Consider the following 18769-nt stretch of genomic DNA (forward strand, 5'->3'; position numbering starts at 1 on the left):
GCATTTGCTATGTGAAAGTAGGACATTGCCAGGCTCCAAATAAAAGAAAGCCGCTTCAGAAATGAAGCGGCTTTTTTCCGTCTGAAGGAAAGTAATATTCAGCATTTTCTTCTCTAAAGCGTAGCGTCTCCTAAGCAAAGCGCCTCTTTGTGAACAGTGTTTTGGCTATTCAATGCATTGGCTAATAATAGTGCAGCATTTCACTGTGACTCTCTACCGCTGTGGTCACCACGACATAACAACAAGGCTCCAAATACGAGAAAGCCGCTTCAGAAATGAAGCGGCTTTTTTACTGTCTGTAAGAAAGTGAAAATATTAGCTATCAGCTGCACAGCGTCAACCCGTACTTCTTAGCATGGGTTGAGTATCATGAAACCCGTGGATAAGGCTCGCAACAGAGCTCAAACCCTTTGCAATGATACCAATACGCAATAATACTTAATCATTTTGCCTAGCTATCAACACGTTTTTCCACTCTCAAAATAGAACGCTTAATTAAGTGAATTGGTATTACAGTACAAGCAGATATCTTAAGTTAACCAATTTATTAAGATGTATAAAAATAATAACTTATAGTTCAGACTATTTTGATCCACACTCTTTAACTTTGACTATAGTTATACCTCATAATAATTATTCTGCAGAATTATAAAATGTCGTTACTTTTTAATATTCAGCGCTTTTTCATATAGGTTGCTGAGTGTCTATGCGAAATAAAATATTTCAGATATTCGTTTTAATCGTGGGCCTACATCACTTACCGGCTAAATCAGGTGAGTTTGATTTTTCAGGCTACGCGCGTGTTATTGGTGGCTATTTAGATGAAAAAGATATCGAATATAGAGGTTACGACGACACTCTTAACTTTTCACCATCAAGCTTAATAGGTCTTCAAGCTGAGTATCAGTTTAATAAAAACTGGTCAGTGACAGGACAAGGGTTACTTAGATCTGATAGCACAACGGTATCTGGTGAGAGTGGACTTGAATGGCTTTATTTAACTTATACTCCCACAACCAATCTGCAGATAAAAGTCGGTAAGCTGCGCACCCCATTTTTTACAATGAGCGATTTCTCTGATGTAGGATTTGCTTATCCATGGATCAATCCGCCACAACAAGTGTACGACACGTATTTATTTAAAACATTTAATGGTATTGATGCAATTTACAAATTTGGCTCAGATGACTTTGATATCAGTATTGAAGGGTACTATGGCGAAGAGTCTGGAAGTATTGGCATAGGCCGTTTTAAAACAGGCTTTGAGGTTGATAATTTAGTGGGTGTGATAGGGAAGTTGAATATTGAAAATATAGAGTTTAGGGCTTCAAGGTATAACGGTAACATAGCGTTAGATCTTAAATCGATTAACCAACTACAAGATATTTTAGAGAATTTTAATTTTAGCCAAAGTGCAGCATCGCTGACAACGCAGGGCAGTGCACATGCAGATCAGTTTGGTGTTATTTATGATAATTTAGATTATTTTTTTAGAGGTGAGTGGGTAAAGATTAAAACACAGTTAGATATAATTCCGATTATACAAAGTTATTACTTAACCGTAGGCTATAACGATGCACCCTTTACTTATCATTTAACCTTTGCAGACAGCGATGTAGAGATTAATGCCACGCAGAATGAAATCCCTATCGGTGCTAATGTAGAGCTTGATCAGCTGGCACAGGCTTATAACAACATATTTGCAGAGTCGGCGCCTGACTCACTAAAAACATGGACACTCGGTATACGATGGGATGTGCTACCTAATCTGGCGTTAAAAGCGGAAGTATCTGCTTTAGAAGGCGATGAGGTTAGTAATTCTTTTTTTGTTATCCCTGAGGATGTTAGCTTTAATAGAAAAACGAATCTTTACCTTATTGGCTTAGATTGGGTATTTTGACGATGTATTGTAAGTTAACTTATGTGATTAGACATATAATACTGCTGTGTATTTTTACTTGGTCATTATTGTTTATTAGCGTACAAGCCTACGCGGATAATAGCCACACAAGTAAAGTGATCATTGTTGTTAATACGGCCAATAAAAACTTAGCTTTGAGTAAGCAGCAGATTCGCCATATTTATATGGGCGGCGCGATAAGTCGTCAATTTAAAGCAGTAAATTTACCCGCCGGAAACCCGTTACGAATCGACTTTAATACGAAATTGGTTGGCTTAACCGAATCCAGAATTCAGGCTTATTGGGCTCAGATGAGATTTACAGGGCGTAGCAAGCCACCCGTTGAATTTAGCTCGACTAAAGAAATTATTGCGTATTTATTGAAAGAAGAAAATGCAGTTGCTTACTTACCTGCTGATATAAAAATTCCGGACGAGCTAACTGTTGTAACGCTAACGCCCTAGTAGCGCTGACTTATTTTAAAGTTAGCGCTTTAAATGCCTCTTTTGCTTGAGCTTTAGCTGCTGGAATGTGTGATATAGCTACAGGCTTTGCAAAATAATACCCTTGCATTTCATTACTGCCATTTTCAATCAGGTAGTTAGCCTGGCTGGCTGTTTCTATACCCTCACTACATACCTTTAAACCTAAGCGTTTACTTAAATCGAGTATGGCCTTTAATACCGCTGCATCCTTTTCTGAACTGTCAAATTGATTAACGAACATACGGTCAATTTTGATGGTATCGATATCTATTTTTGTAAGGTAGCTTAGCGATGAATATCCCGTTCCAAAATCATCAAGGGCTATAGAGCCGCCCATTTTTTTTATTTGATTAAAGAATTCATTGGAGTTTTTAAAATTATCCAAGTAGCTTGATTCGGTTATTTCAAACTGGATATTTGCAATGTCGACGTTGTATTTAACCAATTTATTTTTTACAACATTTATAAAGTGATTATCTTTAAGATCATGGCTCGATAGGTTTAAAGAAACGAGTACATGGTTACCTATAGTTTGTTTTAATGTGGGTAAATCTTGAAATACCCTAGAGACAACCCACTGTGTGATTGCTTTTATTTTACCTGCTTGCTCTGCAATGGGTATAAACTCGCCTGGTGAAATAAAACCAAGCTCTTCACTTTGCCACCTAATAAGGGCTTCAAGGCCATTAATTTCACCATTGGCAGCTATTTTTAACTGATAGACAACTTCAAACTCATTTTGCGCAATTGCATGACTAATTAAATTAGCAACTTGAGCCATTCGCTTGCTGTTTTCTAACATTTCTTTATGAAAAACAGTGTACGACCCTTTACCTTTTTCTTTTGAGGCATACATTGCTATATCTGCATTACTAATTAATGTATTAATATCAAACCCAGCCTCTTTGGCATGGGCAATCCCAATACTGACTCCGGTGGGTATATCCCATTGGTTAATAGTAAAAGGCGTTTGCATTGAGCTGATAATTTGCTCCGCAATAGTAGTAACCAGGGCGTAATTATTTATATTGCGCAGCATTATTAAAAACTCATCGCCCCCTAAGCGTGCAATAACATCGTTTTCGCGTATATGCTTTTTGATATTACTGGCTACCGCCTTTAAAAGTAGGTCGCCCGTTTCATGGCCAAGTGTATCGTTAACACCTTTAAAGCTATCTACGTCGAAAAACATGATTGCTATATCTTGCTCGTTGCTTTTACTGCGTGTTAACTCTTCTTGTAGTAAAGCCATAATAAACAGACGATTAGGTAAGCCAGTTAATATATCGTAGTTAGCAAGGTGCTCCATTGATTGCTTTTGCTTTAATAGTTGTGCGGTGTTTTTTTGATTAGTGAGTACTTGGGAGTGAATAGTGTTAAGCAAGTTATTAATATCTTTACCAAGTCGCGATACTTCGTCGCTGCCGGAGCTCTGATATTGAAGTTGGTAGTTAGTCGTTTTTTCTACTTTTTGCGTGAACTTAGAAAGTTTTAGTAGAGGGCTTAATAAATGTTGATATATCCAAAAAGAGATGATGATGGTGATCACTATACTAAAAAAAACGATTGGGGCTGCACTAAAAAATAAGCTCGCTTTGCTTTCATTTAGAGGCTTATTAAAGTCCTGAACAATTAATAAATAGCCTACAGGGAATTGCTCCTCACCAATTGTTTTTAAGGCTACTAAACCTTGGTTAGTCGCACTCACCGCATGAGGCAAACTTTGCGGCTTGATCCCTTGTAACTTGGGGGAAAACTCATCAAGCTTTAAGTAATTAGGATGAACATAGGACTGTATTAGTTGCCAATTACTATCAAATACATTTACAAACTTTATGTGCTCGTACCTATCTAACCCCAAAAGCTCAGTTGTGATAGAAAATAAGTCTATCTCTTGCGACATCACACGTAACAAATTATCTGAAATATTTGATGACATCGCATCGAGATTTTCTTCAACTGATTGGCGGTATAAATCCTCGTGCTCATTAATTGCTAAATAAAAAACAAAACTAGAGCTTAGTACGATTAAACAAGTCGTAATAATAATAAATTTGTTACGAATACTATGAAACATTTAGCCAAATCCCTTCTTACTGTCATGCTCTTTCACTAAAAGAGTTATTACTTATTGTTGTTATTTATTAATAGAAGGCTTACTCGTAGCGCTGATGTTACTTAACTAAATTTGTGAGTAACAGAATGTGTTTAAATTCATAGAGTAACTATAGCTGGTTATTTTATTTTAGGCAGACTTACTTTGTTGCAATTTCATTCTTGGCTTAATAAGTGACCTGTGTAAGACTAATGCGGTTATTTATTAAATCAGGTGACATGAATGTCGAATATAAAAGCTTGGAAACTTATGAGCCTGTTTTGTTTGTTTGCAGTGCTTATGGGTTGTCAATCTAAAGAAGAGCAACTACAACAAACAATTCAAGAGTCTATTAAAAAGGCAGATGTTGAGCTCGCACAGCTTGGTACCGCGCTTGATAATGGCACGATACGTAATGCTGTATTGCTTAAAGAATATGGCAAACTCCTTAAACAGCAACAGCCAGAACTTAGTCAGGTTGTTGATGTAATTACCCTTGATGCTACAAGGCAGGGTGCCCTTTACAGTGGTTTAGCACAACGACTTAAAGATATTAAAGGCACTTATTTAATCCCTCCTTACGAAGATACGCTACACAGTATTGATTTACTACGTGAGGCGGCTAAGCCTACGCTGTTTTCTGATGCGTTAACTGACCCGATTAATATGCTAGCCGATATGTCTAAGGGCAGCCTTGCGCGCGTTGGTGCTATTAGTAAAGAGGCAGAGGGCGCAGGCGAAGGTAATCAATTGGTGGGCAACCCTAATTACGGTAACTGGCAAACTAATAGTAATGGTATTAGCTTTTGGCAGTGGTATGGCATGTACCGTATTTTAGGCGATGTATTTGACCGTGTTGAATACGGACGTTGGAGCAGCCGCCGTAAATATAGCTATTACAACGATTACGGCCGCTATCGTTACTCAAGCCCTAAACAAATTAAAACGCAAAGTGCTTTAGAAACGCGTACGCGTCAATCGTACCAACGCCAAGGCAAACAGTTTACTAGCCCTTATGCGAGCAAAAAAACGGGTGCCTCGGGTTTAAGCCGCAGTAGTTATACACCGCCTAAAAGCCGCAGTAGTTACTCGCGTTCGAGTAGTTATAGCAACAGCTCTGGATCGGTACGCAATAGCGGTAGCAGAACCTCTCGTGGCGTGAGCCGTGGTAAGTAAAGAATAAGTTGGAGTTAGAAATATGTACGAATTTAATGGAATAACTACGTGGTCGCTACAAGCTTTGGCGATTGATTTTGCAATTATAGTGTTGTTATTTGTAAGCCTAAAATATATTAAAGGTTGGGTTTCAAATTTACATGCGAATGATGAAATAACAGAGCGCGATAACTTTGCGTTTGGTATTAGCTTTGCGGCAGGCTTAGTTGCTCTTGCCATTGTACTAACGGGTGTGAGTAGTGGCGCGTTTGCTGCGTCTTTACAACAAGAAGCCCTGCAAATGCTAGGCTATGGTGTATTAGCCATTATCCTGATTAAATTAGGCCACTTTTTTCAAGATAAGGTTGCGCTTCGCAAAGTCAGCCTGCACGACGAAATTGTAAAAGGTAATGTAACGGCCTCTATTATCGACTTTGGTCATGTAGTGAGTGTGGCTATTGTGATTCGCTCTGCACTTTTATGGGTAGCAACTGAGGGCTGGCACGGGCTGCCTATCGTTATTGCTGCTTTTATTATTGGCAGTGTTGCACTACTGCTTGTAAGCCAATACCGCGTACAGTTATTTAAGCGTACCAATAAGAGCGGTGATTGTTTACAGCAAGCTATTATTGATGGCAATTTAGCTGTAGGTATACGCTACGCAGGCTTTTTAGTGGGCAGTGCCTTAGCTATTACAGCAGCATCGGGTATTGCACCGTATGCGGCCGATAACATTAATGCTAGCCTGCTTTACTGGGCTATTAGTGCGATTACAAGTTTAGTGGCATTCATCATTTTGCATTTAATCACCATCAAAATAATTTTATCAGGTTGTGATATTTCAGATGAAGTTAACCGTCAAAAAAATGTGGGTGTAGGTGCTATTTCTGCTGCAGTGTCGTTTGCTGTTGGTATTACTATGGCAACTTTACTAGGCGCATAATCAGTGTCATCAACTACAACTAGCCCAAGTAAATCACGTTTACTTGGGCACGATATTTTACTAATCACTGTTATGGCCGTACTCGCTGGGTGCGGCCTTATTTATGAATACTTACTTTCGCATTACGCAGGGCGAGTACTGGGCTCTGTAGAAAGTGCTATCTATGCCATGATTGGCACCATGATAGTTGCCATGGGCTTAGGCGCATTTTTAGCCCGTTGGTTTAAAGATGCTTTTACCGCCTTTGCTTGGCTGGAAAGTATTATTGCCCTGATTGGTATGGGCTGTATTTTGGCAATAGCCGGTGTAATTGCTGTAAGTTACTCACTGCCTCATTTATTTTCTAGTATTTTTAATTTACCGCCAGATGTTGTGCTTAACGGCTATGTATTTCAAAAGCTGCAAGAGTGGTCACGCTTTTTACCTTATGTGTTTGGTTTAGTACTGGGTTTGTTTATTGGGATGGAAATACCGCTTATTGCGCGTATTCGCCAACATGTGTACGGGCGCTTTTTAGAAAACAATGCAGGCACCATTTATGGTGCCGATTATATTGGCGCCGGTATTGGTGCGGCTATTTGGGTAAGCATTATGCTGGCGATGCCTATAATGCAAGCTGCAGCGTGGACAGCGCTTTTTAATATATTGGCAGGGCTCGCCTTTTTATGGCGCTACCATACTCATGTGCGCTTTGCTAAGGCACTTTTAGTTTGTCATATAGTATTACTGGCATTGTTTGGGTTTATTTTAGTGATGGGAAGTAGCTGGATGAACAGCTTAAGTAATGTGCTTTACAAAGATAAAGTTATTTACTCACAAGCAACTAAATACCAGCATGTAGTATTAACTGAGCGCTTAAGCAAAAACCAGCCTGTGCCTATTACCGACTTGTATTTAAATGGGCGCTTGCAGTTCTCAAGTATTGATGAGCAAATATATCATTCAATGCTGGTGTATCCGGCAATGCTCGCATCAAACCGGCATGATAACGTATTAATTATTGGTGGTGGCGACGGGCTTGCCCTTAGAGATGTTTTAAAGTGGCCAGTGAGCAAGGTAACGTTAATTGATTTAGATGCACAGCTGCTTAATCTATTTGGCCATAAAGACGGTGATTTTACAGCACCTGAGTCTATAAGTAAGCGGTTATTAGCGCTAAATAAGCAATCGATGTTAGATCCGAGAGCCAATATTATTGTGGGAGATGCGTTTTTAGAGATTGAAAAGCTGCTTGATCAAGGTAAGCAATTTGACACTATTTTAATCGACTTGCCAGACCCTAATCACCCCGATTTAAACAAAATGTACAGCGACTATTTTTATAACCATGTGCGTCAATTGTTAGCCCCTGATGGCGCAATGGCAGTGCAATCAACCTCGCCTTATCATGCCAAAAAAGCATTTTTAAGTATTGCTAAAACGGTAAAAGCGGCAGGTTTTGATTATGTTGAGCAGTATCAGCAAAATATTCCTTCGTTTGGACAGTGGGGGTGGACTATTGCCACTAAAATGGGTCAACCAGCCAGTGGGCGAATTAAAAATGTAAGCGAAATGCCGGTGCCATCAAGGTGGGTAAGTAAAGAATATTTATTAGCCAGTTTTGTATTTCCTAACCAGTATTTTGAACAAGTTAAAAGTATTGAGGTCAATAGGTTAGGTTCAGGTCAGCTATATGATTACTACCGTAATGCGTGGCAGATAGAAAGCGAATTGTATAAAAATTAATAAAACATGGTTGACATAATATGTCGACCGTGCGAATCTTAACTCAGACATAATATGTCAAACAGCAAAAAGGCAGAGACATGGAATTAAATGAACTTTCAATAAAATTAGCTTCTTTTGAAACAGAAGGCGCTAACTTTGAGTCTTTCTTGATTGCCAACCCTGGTGAGCAAGATGTTTTACAAGTCATAGTTGATGGAAACGATGAGCTTCCAATTTTTGTAACGCAAACACAAGAGCAGTTGTTATGTATTAGCTACTTGTTTGGCGAAGATGAAGTAAAAAGTGAATTACGCAACGAGTTAAACGAAACACTACTACGTTTAAACGTGCCAATTCCACTGAGTGCATTTGCTAAAATCGATAACAAATACGCGATTTTTGGTGCACTGTCGGTAAATTCATCATTAGATGATATTACCCACGAACTAGTGACACTAGCAGACAACGCTATTGACGCACTAGAAGCCGTGACCTTGTATTTAAACGATTAGTAACTAGTTAGTGGAGTTAAGATTATGAGTATATTAAAAAAATTATTTACAGCAGTACGTGGCGGTGCGCGTGAAGCGGGTGAAGCAATTGTAGATGCAAACGGTATTCGTATTTTTGAACAAGAAATAGCAGATGCGCAAAATGCACTTAATCGTGCTAAAAAAAGCCTGACAGAAGTAATGGCTAAAGAAATGCAAACTAAGCGCAAAATTAGCGCGGTAGATGCATCAATTGCTGAGCACGAAGCGTATGCTGGCCAAGCACTTGAAAAAGGTAACGAAGCCCTAGCTTTAGAAATTGCAGAAAAAATTGGCGACTTTGAAGCTGAAAAAGCTGAAAACGAGCAAGTATTAGCAGGTTTCAGCAATCACATTGTAACGCTTAAGCAGCAAGTTAAAGACGCTGAAAAGTCGATTAAAGAAAACCAACGCCAGCTTACTATGGTTAAAACCACAGAAAGCGTACAGCAAGCAACAATGGCTGTTAACAGCACGCTTAATACTAATAGCTCGTCTATGACCTCGGCTCGTCAGTCGCTTGAACGTATTAAACAGCGCCAGCAAGATCGTAGCGACCAATTAGGTGCGGCAAAAGAGCTTGAAGCAGATGCAAACGGCGATGACTTAAAAGCAAAAATGGCTGAAGCAGGCATTGGCGATACAAGCCCAAAAAGTGCTGATATTTTAGCGCGCATTAAAGCCAAGCAAAACGGCTAATAGTTAGTACATTATTTATAAAAGGTAATTAAGCATAGCTTAGTTACCTTTTTTGCTTAAGGGATGCCTCATTATGTTTAATTTTTTCAAATCAAAAAAAGAGCCAGAACGTCAGCTTAACCATGCAAGTGAGCTTAAAAAGGGCGATATGTTTACTGTTATAGATTCATTTGCGTACCCGTCGTGGTTAAAAGGGCAAACGCTGCGTGTTATTGATATTCAAACCTATCAATATCAGCACAGTAGTGATACTGAGTTTGTGCTAGAGACGAACAGCGGTCAGGTAGTATTTTTACAAATTGAGCAAGATGATGGCGAGCAATGGGCTAATTTTTCAATAAAAATTCAGCGTGATGACGTAGAGCAAATATTTGGGCTAGACGAATTTGCACGTATTTTTGATGAAGAGTCGTTAACCCATATACAGGTGCAAAATACGCCAGAGCAGTTTATGCAGTTTTTAGCTAAAAGCTATCAGCAAAGTGAATCGCCTTATGTGTGTTATTTCCATAACAAAGATTTTCGTGGCCAGTCGTTACCGCGCTATGAGCAAGAAGGTGGCGAACCTTGTGAAATGATTTGTTTAGCGTCGCCGGACGAAGGGCACGGCTTAAATATTGAAATATGGGATGGCGGTGAGACTGAAGTGTCACTAACGTTAACACGCCCAATTACCGATATAGTCGACTTGTTTCCAGGAGATGCGAAGTGAGTGATGCTAAAGACAAGTGGTTACGTCAAGAGCAAGCCGTGCGTGCCACGCAAATGGCATTTGATTTAAGCAGCGAAGTACAAAAGTCGATAAAAAAGCAGGCGATTGACCAAGAGCTGACGCCCTCAGATATGATCCGTAAAATTTTAGGATTAGATGTAAAGTCTAAAAAAACACGTCAACGCCTATCGTTTAATTTAAACGATGATGAAATAGCCCAATTAGCAACACGGTTTAATGTCCAAAGTGACGATAAGCGAGCTGTAAAACAGCAAGTTGCCGAGCTTTTAATTACTCATACAAAAAAAGCTAAATAGTGAATCAACGCTCTGGAAAATTAATCTTTTTTAGAGCGTGGGCTCGATAAAAACAGTGATTTCACGTTCTTTGTATTAAGCCCTTATACTAATAACTATAAAGAAGTACTGCTTTGAATATTATACTAATTACCTACCTTATTATATTTGCTTTGTTTGGCACCGCAGCCAGCTATTTTGTGCGCTTTATTTATGCGTACTGGGTAAAAAAAGAAATGCCAATGAAATACATTGTTAAAGCAGGAATTTGCGTGGTGTTAGTAGTGGTTTTATCAGCGCTAATTCCGTTATTAAATTAACGCTTAATTTAAGGTTTAATAGTGTAAAGCTATTTTATATCAAACGCTTGGCATTGCTGATTAATACACAGGGTTTGTACTTCAAGCACGGGTGAGCAATCGGTTAAACCTTGCGCTTTGTTTTGCGCTTCTTGCTGCTGTGTAATTTTGTGTGCCACTTCTTCAGCATACTCTTGCGAGGTGTTAAGTGTTGAATACACAATATACTTACTTGGTCCACCACATGCTCGTGCACCGACTTCGAGTACCTTACATTGAAAGCTTGCGGTGCAACTATTATCACTCACAATGTTATTAAGATCGTAGTTCAAGTCAGACAAATTCTGATTTTTCTCAGTACCTGATGATGTGCTTGCACAGCCGCTAAGTAATAGCATAGCGCTGGTGGCAACACTCACAATTGATAATTTAATTGCTGATGGTAAACAACTCATAACCTTGTCCTTAAAATACACTTACCGCTGAGCCTTCAAGTTTAACACATTTATTTTCAACACACTGCGTGCTTGGCGAAGTTAAATGCTGGCATGTGCTCATCATTTCATTTTGTGTGTTGTAGGTTTTTTCAAGCGTTGTTATTTGCTTAGCAAGCGAACTGACTTGCCCCTCTTTAGCTGCTTTTGTTGAGTAAACAATATAATTACTTGGCCCGCCACAAGCTTTGCTTCCTACCGGCATAACTCTACATTGTGCCGATGTATCACACTGTGTATTGGCAATGAGCGTATTAAGTTCGCTTTTTGCGGTTTTAATGTCGTTAAGTGATACTTCTTTTTCAAAGGCTTTTATTGGTTGAGATGCATCAGTAGGGTTCCTGTGCTTGTTTTCACTGCTGGTTTGTTGAGGTACATCTTTATGCGGTACTTCTTTAAGCTCGTTCACCGAATTAGTGGGTGCATCTTGCGATGTTGTTTCGAGGCATGCAGTTAAACAAAGTGGTAAAAGTAGGGCTAACAGTGGAGTACGCATAACAAACCTTGATAGTGATGAATTATTCATCACTATCATACACGGTGCATTTTTAACGGCAATAAAAACTATATTATCAAGTAATTAAAGCCGTTTAGATTTACCTTTATAAACCGCCTTGGGTAAGTTTAGTGGGGTTAAGGAGTTTTTCTAATTCACTGCGTGGAAGGTCGGTTTCTTGCTCTGCTACATCAATTATTGGGCGAGCTTCTTTGTAGGCTTGCTTCGCTATTTTGGCTGCTTTTTCGTAGCCGATCACCGGATTAAGCGCAGTCACTAAAATTGGATTTTTGGCCAGTGCTTTATCAATATTGGTTTGGTTTACTTTAAAACTTGCAATGGCTTTATCTGCCAATGCTTGTGCGCTATTAGCAAGTAGCTCAATGCTTTGTAAAATATTATGTGCAATAACCGGTAGCATTACGTTTAGCTCAAAATTACCCGCTTGGCCTGCTACAGTGATGGTTGCATCGTTACCTATAACTTGAGCGCTTACCATGGCTGCCGCTTCTGGGATCACCGGGTTTACTTTGCCTGGCATAATCGACGAGCCAGGTTGCAGTGCTTCAAGTTCTATTTCACCAAGCCCAGCAAGTGGGCCTGAATTCATCCAGCGTAGGTCGTTGGCTATTTTCATTTGTGCTACAGCGAGTACTTTTAACTGACCTGAAAGCGCTACAATGGCATCTTGTGAGCCAATGTTGTAAAAAAAGTTACTGCTTGGTTTAAAACTTATACCTACATTTGCGCTTAAGTTTTTAGCAAATTTTGAGGCAAATTCGCCATCGGCATTAATACCGGTCCCAACAGCTGTCCCGCCTTGGGCAAGCTCGCACACTCGCTCTAAGCTATGGCGAATGCCAGAGGCTGCATTATTTACTTGTGATTGCCACGCGCTGAGTGTTTGCTCAAACGTAACGGGCATAGCATCCATTAAATGCGTACGTCCTGTTTTAACTATTTTGCCCACGTCTGCTTTTTTTTGCTCTAAGCTCTGCGATAGTTTTTCAAGTGATGGCAGTAATTCATAAACTACGTTAATTGCACTACTAAGCGCTATGGCTGTCGGCACTACATCGTTAGAGCTTTGCCCCATATTTACATCATCGTTGGGGTGAATAAGCTCATTACCAATGCGAGTTGCAAGCGTTGCGATAACTTCATTGGCGTTCATGTTAGAGCTGGTGCCCGAACCTGTTTGGAAAATATCAACAGGGAAGTGCTCGTAATGCTCGCCATCAATAATTTGTTGGCATGCTTGCTCAATAGCGTTGGCTTTACTTTTACCTAAGTGATTTAGCTCAAAGTTACTTTGTGCTGCTGCTTGTTTAATGTATGCAAGGGCTGTTACAAACTGTTTTGGCATAGTTAAGCCGCTAATAGCAAAGTTGTTAACTGCACGCTGGGTTTGCGCTTGGTATAGCGCATCACTAGGGACCTGTAATTCACCCATACTGTCCGATTCGGTTCTAAAATTGCTCATAAGTCGCTCCTTAAAAAGGGTTAAATTCGTGACTGAGTACGCGAGCTTCGCGCTCAAGTTTTAAAAATTTTTCAGTATCGTTATGTGCATAGTAAAAGCGTTTTAATGCCAATAAAGGTTTATATAATTGCTCAAGGCATTGCTTACGAATGGCATTGTGTATTAGAGGGTCGCACATTCTATTGATAATTTCATGGTAAGTGCGTAATAAATATAACTCTTGTAGTAAGGGGTTACGCTGTTTTTCAAAGCTTTTAGCAACGTTTAAAGCGGTTTCTATGTAGTGGGCTACCACCATAGGTGCGTGTAAGCCTGGACGTAAGCAGTTACAAGCAAGTTCATGATGATAAGGCTGTAATGCCTGAAAGGGAGACATAAAAAAACCGATTCAAGTTAACGATAATAGTTATCATTACATTTAATCGGTTTCAGTGTAAACAGTTATTATAAAAATTATTTGCAGCGTTTAATTGAGTATCAATTATAGCCAAGAATGAATATTTGGTCTGTTTCATGTTTTTTTAGCGCCTGTTGATTTTGGTTACAGTGAGAAAGTAAGTCGATTACAGTGGCTCTACTATCACAAGTGCTACTTGGCTTTTCGGTGCTTTTTTCTGTCACTGAGACAACGGCGTCTACAGCGGTGTAAGGGGGAGTATGCATAATTTTATCCTCGTATTTAATATTGGTAATACACCCTACTTAGGGTTGAATAAGTTAAAGCATAATACATACCATCGTATTAATTTTGTTCTAGTGCTATGAATTAACTTACTTTTATAAATTATCTATAAAACTTTAATTGTTTAGTGTCATTTTTTTGCGTTAATGTTGTGCAATAAGTTTCACTATTGGTGCAAATTATGAATAAACCTTTCTCACAAGCGTGTGAAAACAATAAGGGCCCTATTTTAGAGGTGCTTAAAACGGCTTTTAATAAAACAAAAACGGTACTTGAAGTAGGCTCAGGTACGGGGCAGCACAGCGTATATTTTGCTGAGAAATTACCGCATTTACAGTGGTATACAAGTGATCGCCGTATAAACCATGAGGGCATAAATTTATGGCATAAAGAGGCAAATTTAACTAATTTGCACGCCCCTCTTGAGCTTGATTTAAATTATGCATGGCCGGTAAATAATGTGGATGCCATTTACACAGCAAATACATTTCATATTGTAAGTTGGCAGTTGGTTGAGCAATTTTTTAAAGGGGTTGCAACGCACTTAGCAAGCAAAGGTGTAGTATGTATTTATGGCCCTTTCAAATATCAAGGGCAGTTTACAAGTACAAGTAATAAAGAGTTCGATCGCTTTTTAATGCAGCGTGATTCACTTAGCGGTATTCGCGATTTTGAGGCCATAGAGCAATTAGCAAAGCACGCTGGGCTTAAGCTCATCAGTGATACAGCCATGCCAGCTAACAATCAGTTATTGGTTTTTAAACGGCAGTAAATCAGCGCACTGCGCTTTATAAATTGCCATATGTTGTTGTTCTCTGTTTAGGTAGTCGTTTATTGCTGCTCTAAAGTCGGGTTCAACAATATAGTGGCATGAGTAGGTAAAAACAGGCTCAAACCCACGAGGTATTTTATGCTCGCCTTGGGCGCCTGAGTGAAAGCAATGTAAGTTATGCTTAATCGCAAATTCAATCCCTTGGTAGTAACACAGCTCAAAATGAAGGGAATCTATTTCTTCGCTGGCGCCCCAATAGCGGCCATACAAGGTGTTCTCACCTTGTAAGCTTAGCGTTGCCGCCACTATTTTGTTGTCTTTTTTGGCAAGCATAATAATTAGCTGATCGCCCATTAACGCCTGTAATAAAGCAAAAAACTCAATATTTAAGTACCCTAAATGCCCTGAGCGTTTTAAATAAGTACGCTGATAAAACTCACAAAATAGCTGCATTGTTTCAGGACTTAGGTGCGAGCCTTGTAGCCATTCAATGGTAATATTTTGCTGGGCTATTTTAGCACGCTCTTTTTTTAGCGTTTTTCGTTTGCGTGCGGTGAGTGTATTCAAAAAATCGTCAAAGGTTTTAAAGTCCTTATTAAACCACTGAAACTGAACGCCTACGCGCTGCATTATATCGTCAGTACACAGTGCTTGAGCCTGCATCTTTGGACAAAAGTTAACATGCCAGCCAGACCATCCTTGATCCACACTCGTTAAGTTTAATTGCCTTTTTATGTACTCGTATACGCTTTGTGTATCCGTATGTGCAATGGCAATGCGCTGACCTTCAATGGGGCTAAAAGGTACACCACATAGCCATTTAGGGTAATAGGCTAACCCGTGTTGTTCAAAGGCTTCTGCCCATGCCCAATCAAATACATATTCTCCGTAAGAGTGGCTTTTTAAATACCCAGGTGCCAGTGCGACTAATTCGCCACCTTCATAAACCGCTAAGTGCTTAGGCTGCCACCCAGTCTCGTTGTTTACACAGTGGCTGTGTTCTAATGCATATAAAAATGCATGGCGGGTAAAGGGTTCATTACCAAATAAACGCGTCCATTCGTGTACGTCTATTTGGTTAATATCACTAAACCATTGGTGGGTAAAAGTTGCCATTACTGCTTACCTTGGGCTGTATTATAGTGGGTGGTGACGTTTTAAACTAAAGTTAACACAAGCGCATTTATTTAATGCATTGTTGTTCTAATGCTCTTCAGTTTCAGCGTATTGCACTAAGCACGCGGTTAGCCTAACTAGATCTAGCGGTTTTGCAAGATGCTGATTAAAGCCAACAGCTAGAGCGTGGGCTTTATCCTCAGGCATAACATCGGCGGTCAGCGCAATAATAGGCAGCTCTTGCTCACTTTTAAATTGCCTAATGAGTGCTGTGGCTCTGTAACCATCCATTACAGGCATTTGGCAGTCCATTAAAATTAAGTCAAAGTGTTGCTCTTTTACTATATCTACTGCCGCTTCGCCATTTTCTACCATATGCGCAACAATACCCAATGAGCCTAGCATGGCTTTAATAACCATTTGATTTACAGAGTTGTCTTCTGCTACTAGCACTTTTAAGGCTGCCAATTTAATGCCCGAGTATACGAGCTCGGCTGGTTCTTGTACTGGGCTGGTGCGAAGCTCAACGTCAAATTTAAACGTAGAACCTACGTTTGGCTCACTTTGTAATGTGACGTTGCCGCCCATTAACTTACTGAGCTCTTTGACCACTGTAAGGCCCAGACCTGTCCCTCCATATCGCCTTGATGTTGAGTCGTCGGCTTGGGTAAAGGCGCTAAATAGCTTAGACTGCTGAGTAGGTTTTATACCGATACCTGTATCTGTAACGGTTACGGTTATTTTTACCCTGTCTGTACTAATAAACTCTCCGGCAAAGTCTATATGAACTTTCCCTTGCTCCGTAAATTTTATAGCGTTACTGCAAAGGTTTAGAACAATTTGTTCAAAGCGTAAAGGGTCGCCTATATACCAAGTATCTACCGGAAGATGGCTTGTAACTTGCCAGCCAATGCCTTTGTTGGCTGCACTTGCCTCAAACATTGTGTTAATGCGCTTTATAATTGTGCCTAGGTCGAACGCTGTGCTTTCGAGTTTGAGCTTATGAGATTCAATTTTCGAAATATCGAGTATATCGTTAATCAGATTTAGTAAGCTTTTAGACGAAGAATTTATTTTGTCTAAGTAACCAATAAGAGTCTGCGCGTTATCTTCTTTACGCGCTAGTGATGAAAAGCCAATAACTGCATTTAATGGCGTACGTATTTCATGGCTCATATTAGCTAAAAATCGACTTTTAGCTTGATTAGCTAAATCTGATTGCTTTTTTGCTTGCGCAAGGGAGTGAGTACGCTCTGCGACTTTGCGGGTAAGGGCGATCTGCTGCTGATTAAAAAGCAGTAAAACAATTAAAATTAACGCACTAACAACTAACTGCAAGGCCATTAAAAACAGTGTCAATTGGTTATTATGTGGGGCAAGGTATTTTTCTTTTAGGGCTAAATGTGCATTCCAGGTTTGTCCTCCAAAGTTAAGCTTTAGTTTCATAATGCGGCTACCCTGAGCAATATTTAAGTTTTTACCATAATTACTATAAAAGGCAGGTTTATTTACCTCCTCATAGAGCGCAATGGAAAACATTTCCGATTGTTGCTCGTTAATTGCTTGCTCAATAATATTACTTACTAAAAACACACCTGTTGCGTACCCCTTTATAATCGCTTTTTGCTGTTGTTGTTCGTACACAGGTGCAAATAATAAGTAGGCAGGCTCAGGCTCAGATGTTTGCACTAACTGAATAATTTTAGTACTGACTGGCTGATATCTAATTGCAGGGTTAACTAGTGATGCTTTTCGATCTGGATTTGAATACACATTAAAACCAACCGCCTTTTGGTTACCATTAAAAGGGGCAATATATTTAACGATAACCATAGGATCGTCAGATTCAAGTGGCTCCCCTACAATTTCAAAGTCTAGGTGATATATATCAGCAACTTCTTGAGTAAACGAAGCTCGCTCACTTTGGGCTATTTTTTGATTCCACGAAAGCGCTTTAATAAACGAATGCTGTGCCAATAGCTCGCTGGCATAGGTATAAAAATCTTGTTGGTTTAAATCTGGATTAGATTGCACTTGGCTGGCTAAGCTTTGCACCGCTATTAAACTTTGGTTGATATAGCGATATAAGCTGTTTTCAATAACCTGAATTTCTCGCTCGGCTACTTTAATAGTATTTTGCCTGTTTTCTTGGTTATAAAGCTGAGTTGTTACAGCAACAGATACAAATAAAATACTACACACCGCTAACGTAGGCAGCGGCGAGACAGGCCTATTTTGCCCTTTAAATTGAGTAAGCACCAACAGTAGAGGCGTAGCAATAATAACGCCTAATGAGTCTCCTAACCACCAAAATAAAACATTTTGCCAATGATCTTTAATATCGTACGCGGGGTTAAATTGGCTCAGCGCGAAGACCCCAAAATTTGCTGAAATTAAACTAACAGCAATGCCGACAATAAAAATAAAATAAATGATACTTGCACGTTTCTTAAAATACAGCGGGTGCCCTAACCAATACTTGAGTAGGGCTGCGCCTACCATTGCCTGCAACACAATGCCAATAGCAATACACATTGCTTGGCTAAAAGTGTTGCCCACCAACACCATATCGTGAGCTGTACTGTCAAAAATATTAAAGTTAAAAGCAAAGGCCGCTACAAAGAGCGCTGGAGTGAAGCGCCACCACCACATATAGCATCCGACTAAGGCAATGCCTGCAGGCAACCATACCGGGATAATTTGCGTATTAAAGGCGAGTTTAGTGAGTGAAATACCAATTAAAAAGTACGCTAATGAAAAAATTATGTAAAAGATAACTGAATGATATTTTGAGTTAAAATTTTTCACATAGCTCCCTGACTTTTTAAAAGTACTTAATTTTAAATATGAGTATAGCGAACAGTATGTTATTTGCGGTATTTTTTAATATATGTTGTAAAAAAGT

Annotated in this window: 19 protein-coding genes; 11 read left to right on the top strand and 8 right to left on the bottom strand. The window is 39.5% G+C overall.

The genetic code is table 11. The features are described from left to right. The first annotated feature begins 706 nt into the window (after positions 1–706). Positions 707–1900 (top strand): hypothetical protein, encoded by a 1194-nt coding sequence (locus WDB87_RS00385; RefSeq protein ID WP_337848681.1) that lies wholly within the window; start codon positions 707–709, stop codon positions 1898–1900. 2 nt (positions 1901–1902) lie between these two features. After that, the gene (locus WDB87_RS00390) at positions 1903–2364 is read left to right on the top strand and encodes a hypothetical protein (protein ID WP_443197897.1); all 462 of its coding nucleotides are present in this window, start codon (positions 1903–1905) and stop codon (positions 2362–2364) included. A gap of 10 nt (positions 2365–2374) precedes the next feature. Here WDB87_RS00390 and WDB87_RS00395 read toward each other — a convergent pair whose 3' ends face one another. Beyond that, positions 2375–4462, bottom strand: coding sequence for a putative bifunctional diguanylate cyclase/phosphodiesterase (locus WDB87_RS00395; RefSeq protein ID WP_337848683.1), 2088 nt, complete (start codon positions 4460–4462; stop codon positions 2375–2377). 261 nt (positions 4463–4723) lie between these two features. Here WDB87_RS00395 and WDB87_RS00400 point away from each other — a divergent pair, with 261 nt between their 5' ends. The 8 genes from WDB87_RS00400 (at position 4724) to WDB87_RS00435 (ending at position 10842) form a co-directional block, all read left to right on the top strand. Next, positions 4724–5656: a CHAD domain-containing protein gene (locus WDB87_RS00400; RefSeq protein WP_337848684.1), complete on the top strand. Its 933-nt coding sequence runs from the start codon at positions 4724–4726 to the stop codon at positions 5654–5656. 22 nt (positions 5657–5678) lie between these two features. After that, positions 5679–6578, top strand: coding sequence for a DUF350 domain-containing protein (locus WDB87_RS00405; protein ID WP_337848685.1), 900 nt, complete (start codon positions 5679–5681; stop codon positions 6576–6578). 3 nt (positions 6579–6581) lie between these two features. After that, positions 6582–8303 carry a polyamine aminopropyltransferase gene (locus WDB87_RS00410; protein ID WP_337848686.1) on the top strand — a complete coding sequence of 574 codons (1722 nt, stop codon included), beginning with the start codon at positions 6582–6584 and terminating at the stop codon, positions 8301–8303. A gap of 80 nt (positions 8304–8383) precedes the next feature. Next, positions 8384–8797, top strand: a complete 414-nt coding sequence (locus WDB87_RS00415) for a YjfI family protein (RefSeq protein WP_004589139.1) — start codon at positions 8384–8386, stop codon at positions 8795–8797. 24 nt (positions 8798–8821) lie between these two features. Next, a complete protein-coding gene (locus WDB87_RS00420) occupies positions 8822–9514 on the top strand; it encodes a PspA/IM30 family protein (RefSeq protein WP_286245718.1) in 693 nt (230 codons plus the stop codon). A gap of 73 nt (positions 9515–9587) precedes the next feature. Beyond that, positions 9588–10226, top strand: a complete 639-nt coding sequence (locus WDB87_RS00425; protein ID WP_286245719.1) for a DUF4178 domain-containing protein — start codon at positions 9588–9590, stop codon at positions 10224–10226. After that, the gene (locus WDB87_RS00430) at positions 10223–10543 is read left to right on the top strand and encodes a hypothetical protein (protein WP_286245720.1); all 321 of its coding nucleotides are present in this window, start codon (positions 10223–10225) and stop codon (positions 10541–10543) included. The genes WDB87_RS00425 and WDB87_RS00430 overlap by 4 nt, the downstream gene beginning before the upstream one ends. A gap of 113 nt (positions 10544–10656) precedes the next feature. Then, positions 10657–10842, top strand: coding sequence for a hypothetical protein (locus tag WDB87_RS00435; RefSeq protein WP_286245721.1), 186 nt, complete (start codon positions 10657–10659; stop codon positions 10840–10842). Between the two features lie 29 nt (positions 10843–10871). Here the strand turns inward: WDB87_RS00435 and WDB87_RS00440 are convergent, their stop codons facing one another. The 5 genes from WDB87_RS00440 to WDB87_RS00460 all read right to left on the bottom strand — a co-directional run bounded on the left by WDB87_RS00440 (position 10872) and on the right by WDB87_RS00460 (position 13957). Next, entirely contained in the window at positions 10872–11276 is a 405-nt protein-coding gene (locus WDB87_RS00440) for a hypothetical protein (RefSeq protein ID WP_286245722.1), read from the bottom strand. A 10-nt stretch (positions 11277–11286) separates the two neighbouring features. Beyond that, on the bottom strand, positions 11287–11850 hold the full coding sequence (locus tag WDB87_RS00445) for a hypothetical protein (RefSeq protein ID WP_443197898.1): 564 nt from the start codon (positions 11848–11850) through the stop codon (positions 11287–11289). Between the two features lie 67 nt (positions 11851–11917). After that, positions 11918–13294, bottom strand: coding sequence for a class II fumarate hydratase (locus WDB87_RS00450; protein ID WP_337848688.1), 1377 nt, complete (start codon positions 13292–13294; stop codon positions 11918–11920). Positions 13295–13304: 10 nt separating this feature from the next. Continuing rightward, positions 13305–13670 carry a hypothetical protein gene (locus WDB87_RS00455; RefSeq protein WP_286245725.1) on the bottom strand — a complete coding sequence of 122 codons (366 nt, stop codon included), beginning with the start codon at positions 13668–13670 and terminating at the stop codon, positions 13305–13307. A gap of 101 nt (positions 13671–13771) precedes the next feature. Then, on the bottom strand, positions 13772–13957 hold the full coding sequence (locus tag WDB87_RS00460; RefSeq protein WP_004589148.1) for a hypothetical protein: 186 nt from the start codon (positions 13955–13957) through the stop codon (positions 13772–13774). A 200-nt stretch (positions 13958–14157) separates the two neighbouring features. Between WDB87_RS00460 and WDB87_RS00465 the strand changes: the two genes are divergently transcribed. Then, positions 14158–14748, top strand: coding sequence for a DUF938 domain-containing protein (locus tag WDB87_RS00465; RefSeq protein WP_337848689.1), 591 nt, complete (start codon positions 14158–14160; stop codon positions 14746–14748). Here WDB87_RS00465 and WDB87_RS00470 read toward each other — a convergent pair. Further along, on the bottom strand, positions 14725–15864 hold the full coding sequence (locus WDB87_RS00470) for a GNAT family N-acetyltransferase (protein WP_337848690.1): 1140 nt from the start codon (positions 15862–15864) through the stop codon (positions 14725–14727). The two genes, WDB87_RS00465 and WDB87_RS00470, sit on opposite strands and share 24 nt — an antisense overlap. A gap of 87 nt (positions 15865–15951) precedes the next feature. Then, positions 15952–18672, bottom strand: coding sequence for a CHASE domain-containing protein (locus tag WDB87_RS00475; protein WP_337848691.1), 2721 nt, complete (start codon positions 18670–18672; stop codon positions 15952–15954). Positions 18673–18769 lie beyond the last annotated feature (97 nt).

The organism is Pseudoalteromonas sp. C12FD-1, from assembly GCF_037414265.1.
GTDB lineage: Bacteria > Pseudomonadota > Gammaproteobacteria > Enterobacterales > Alteromonadaceae > Pseudoalteromonas.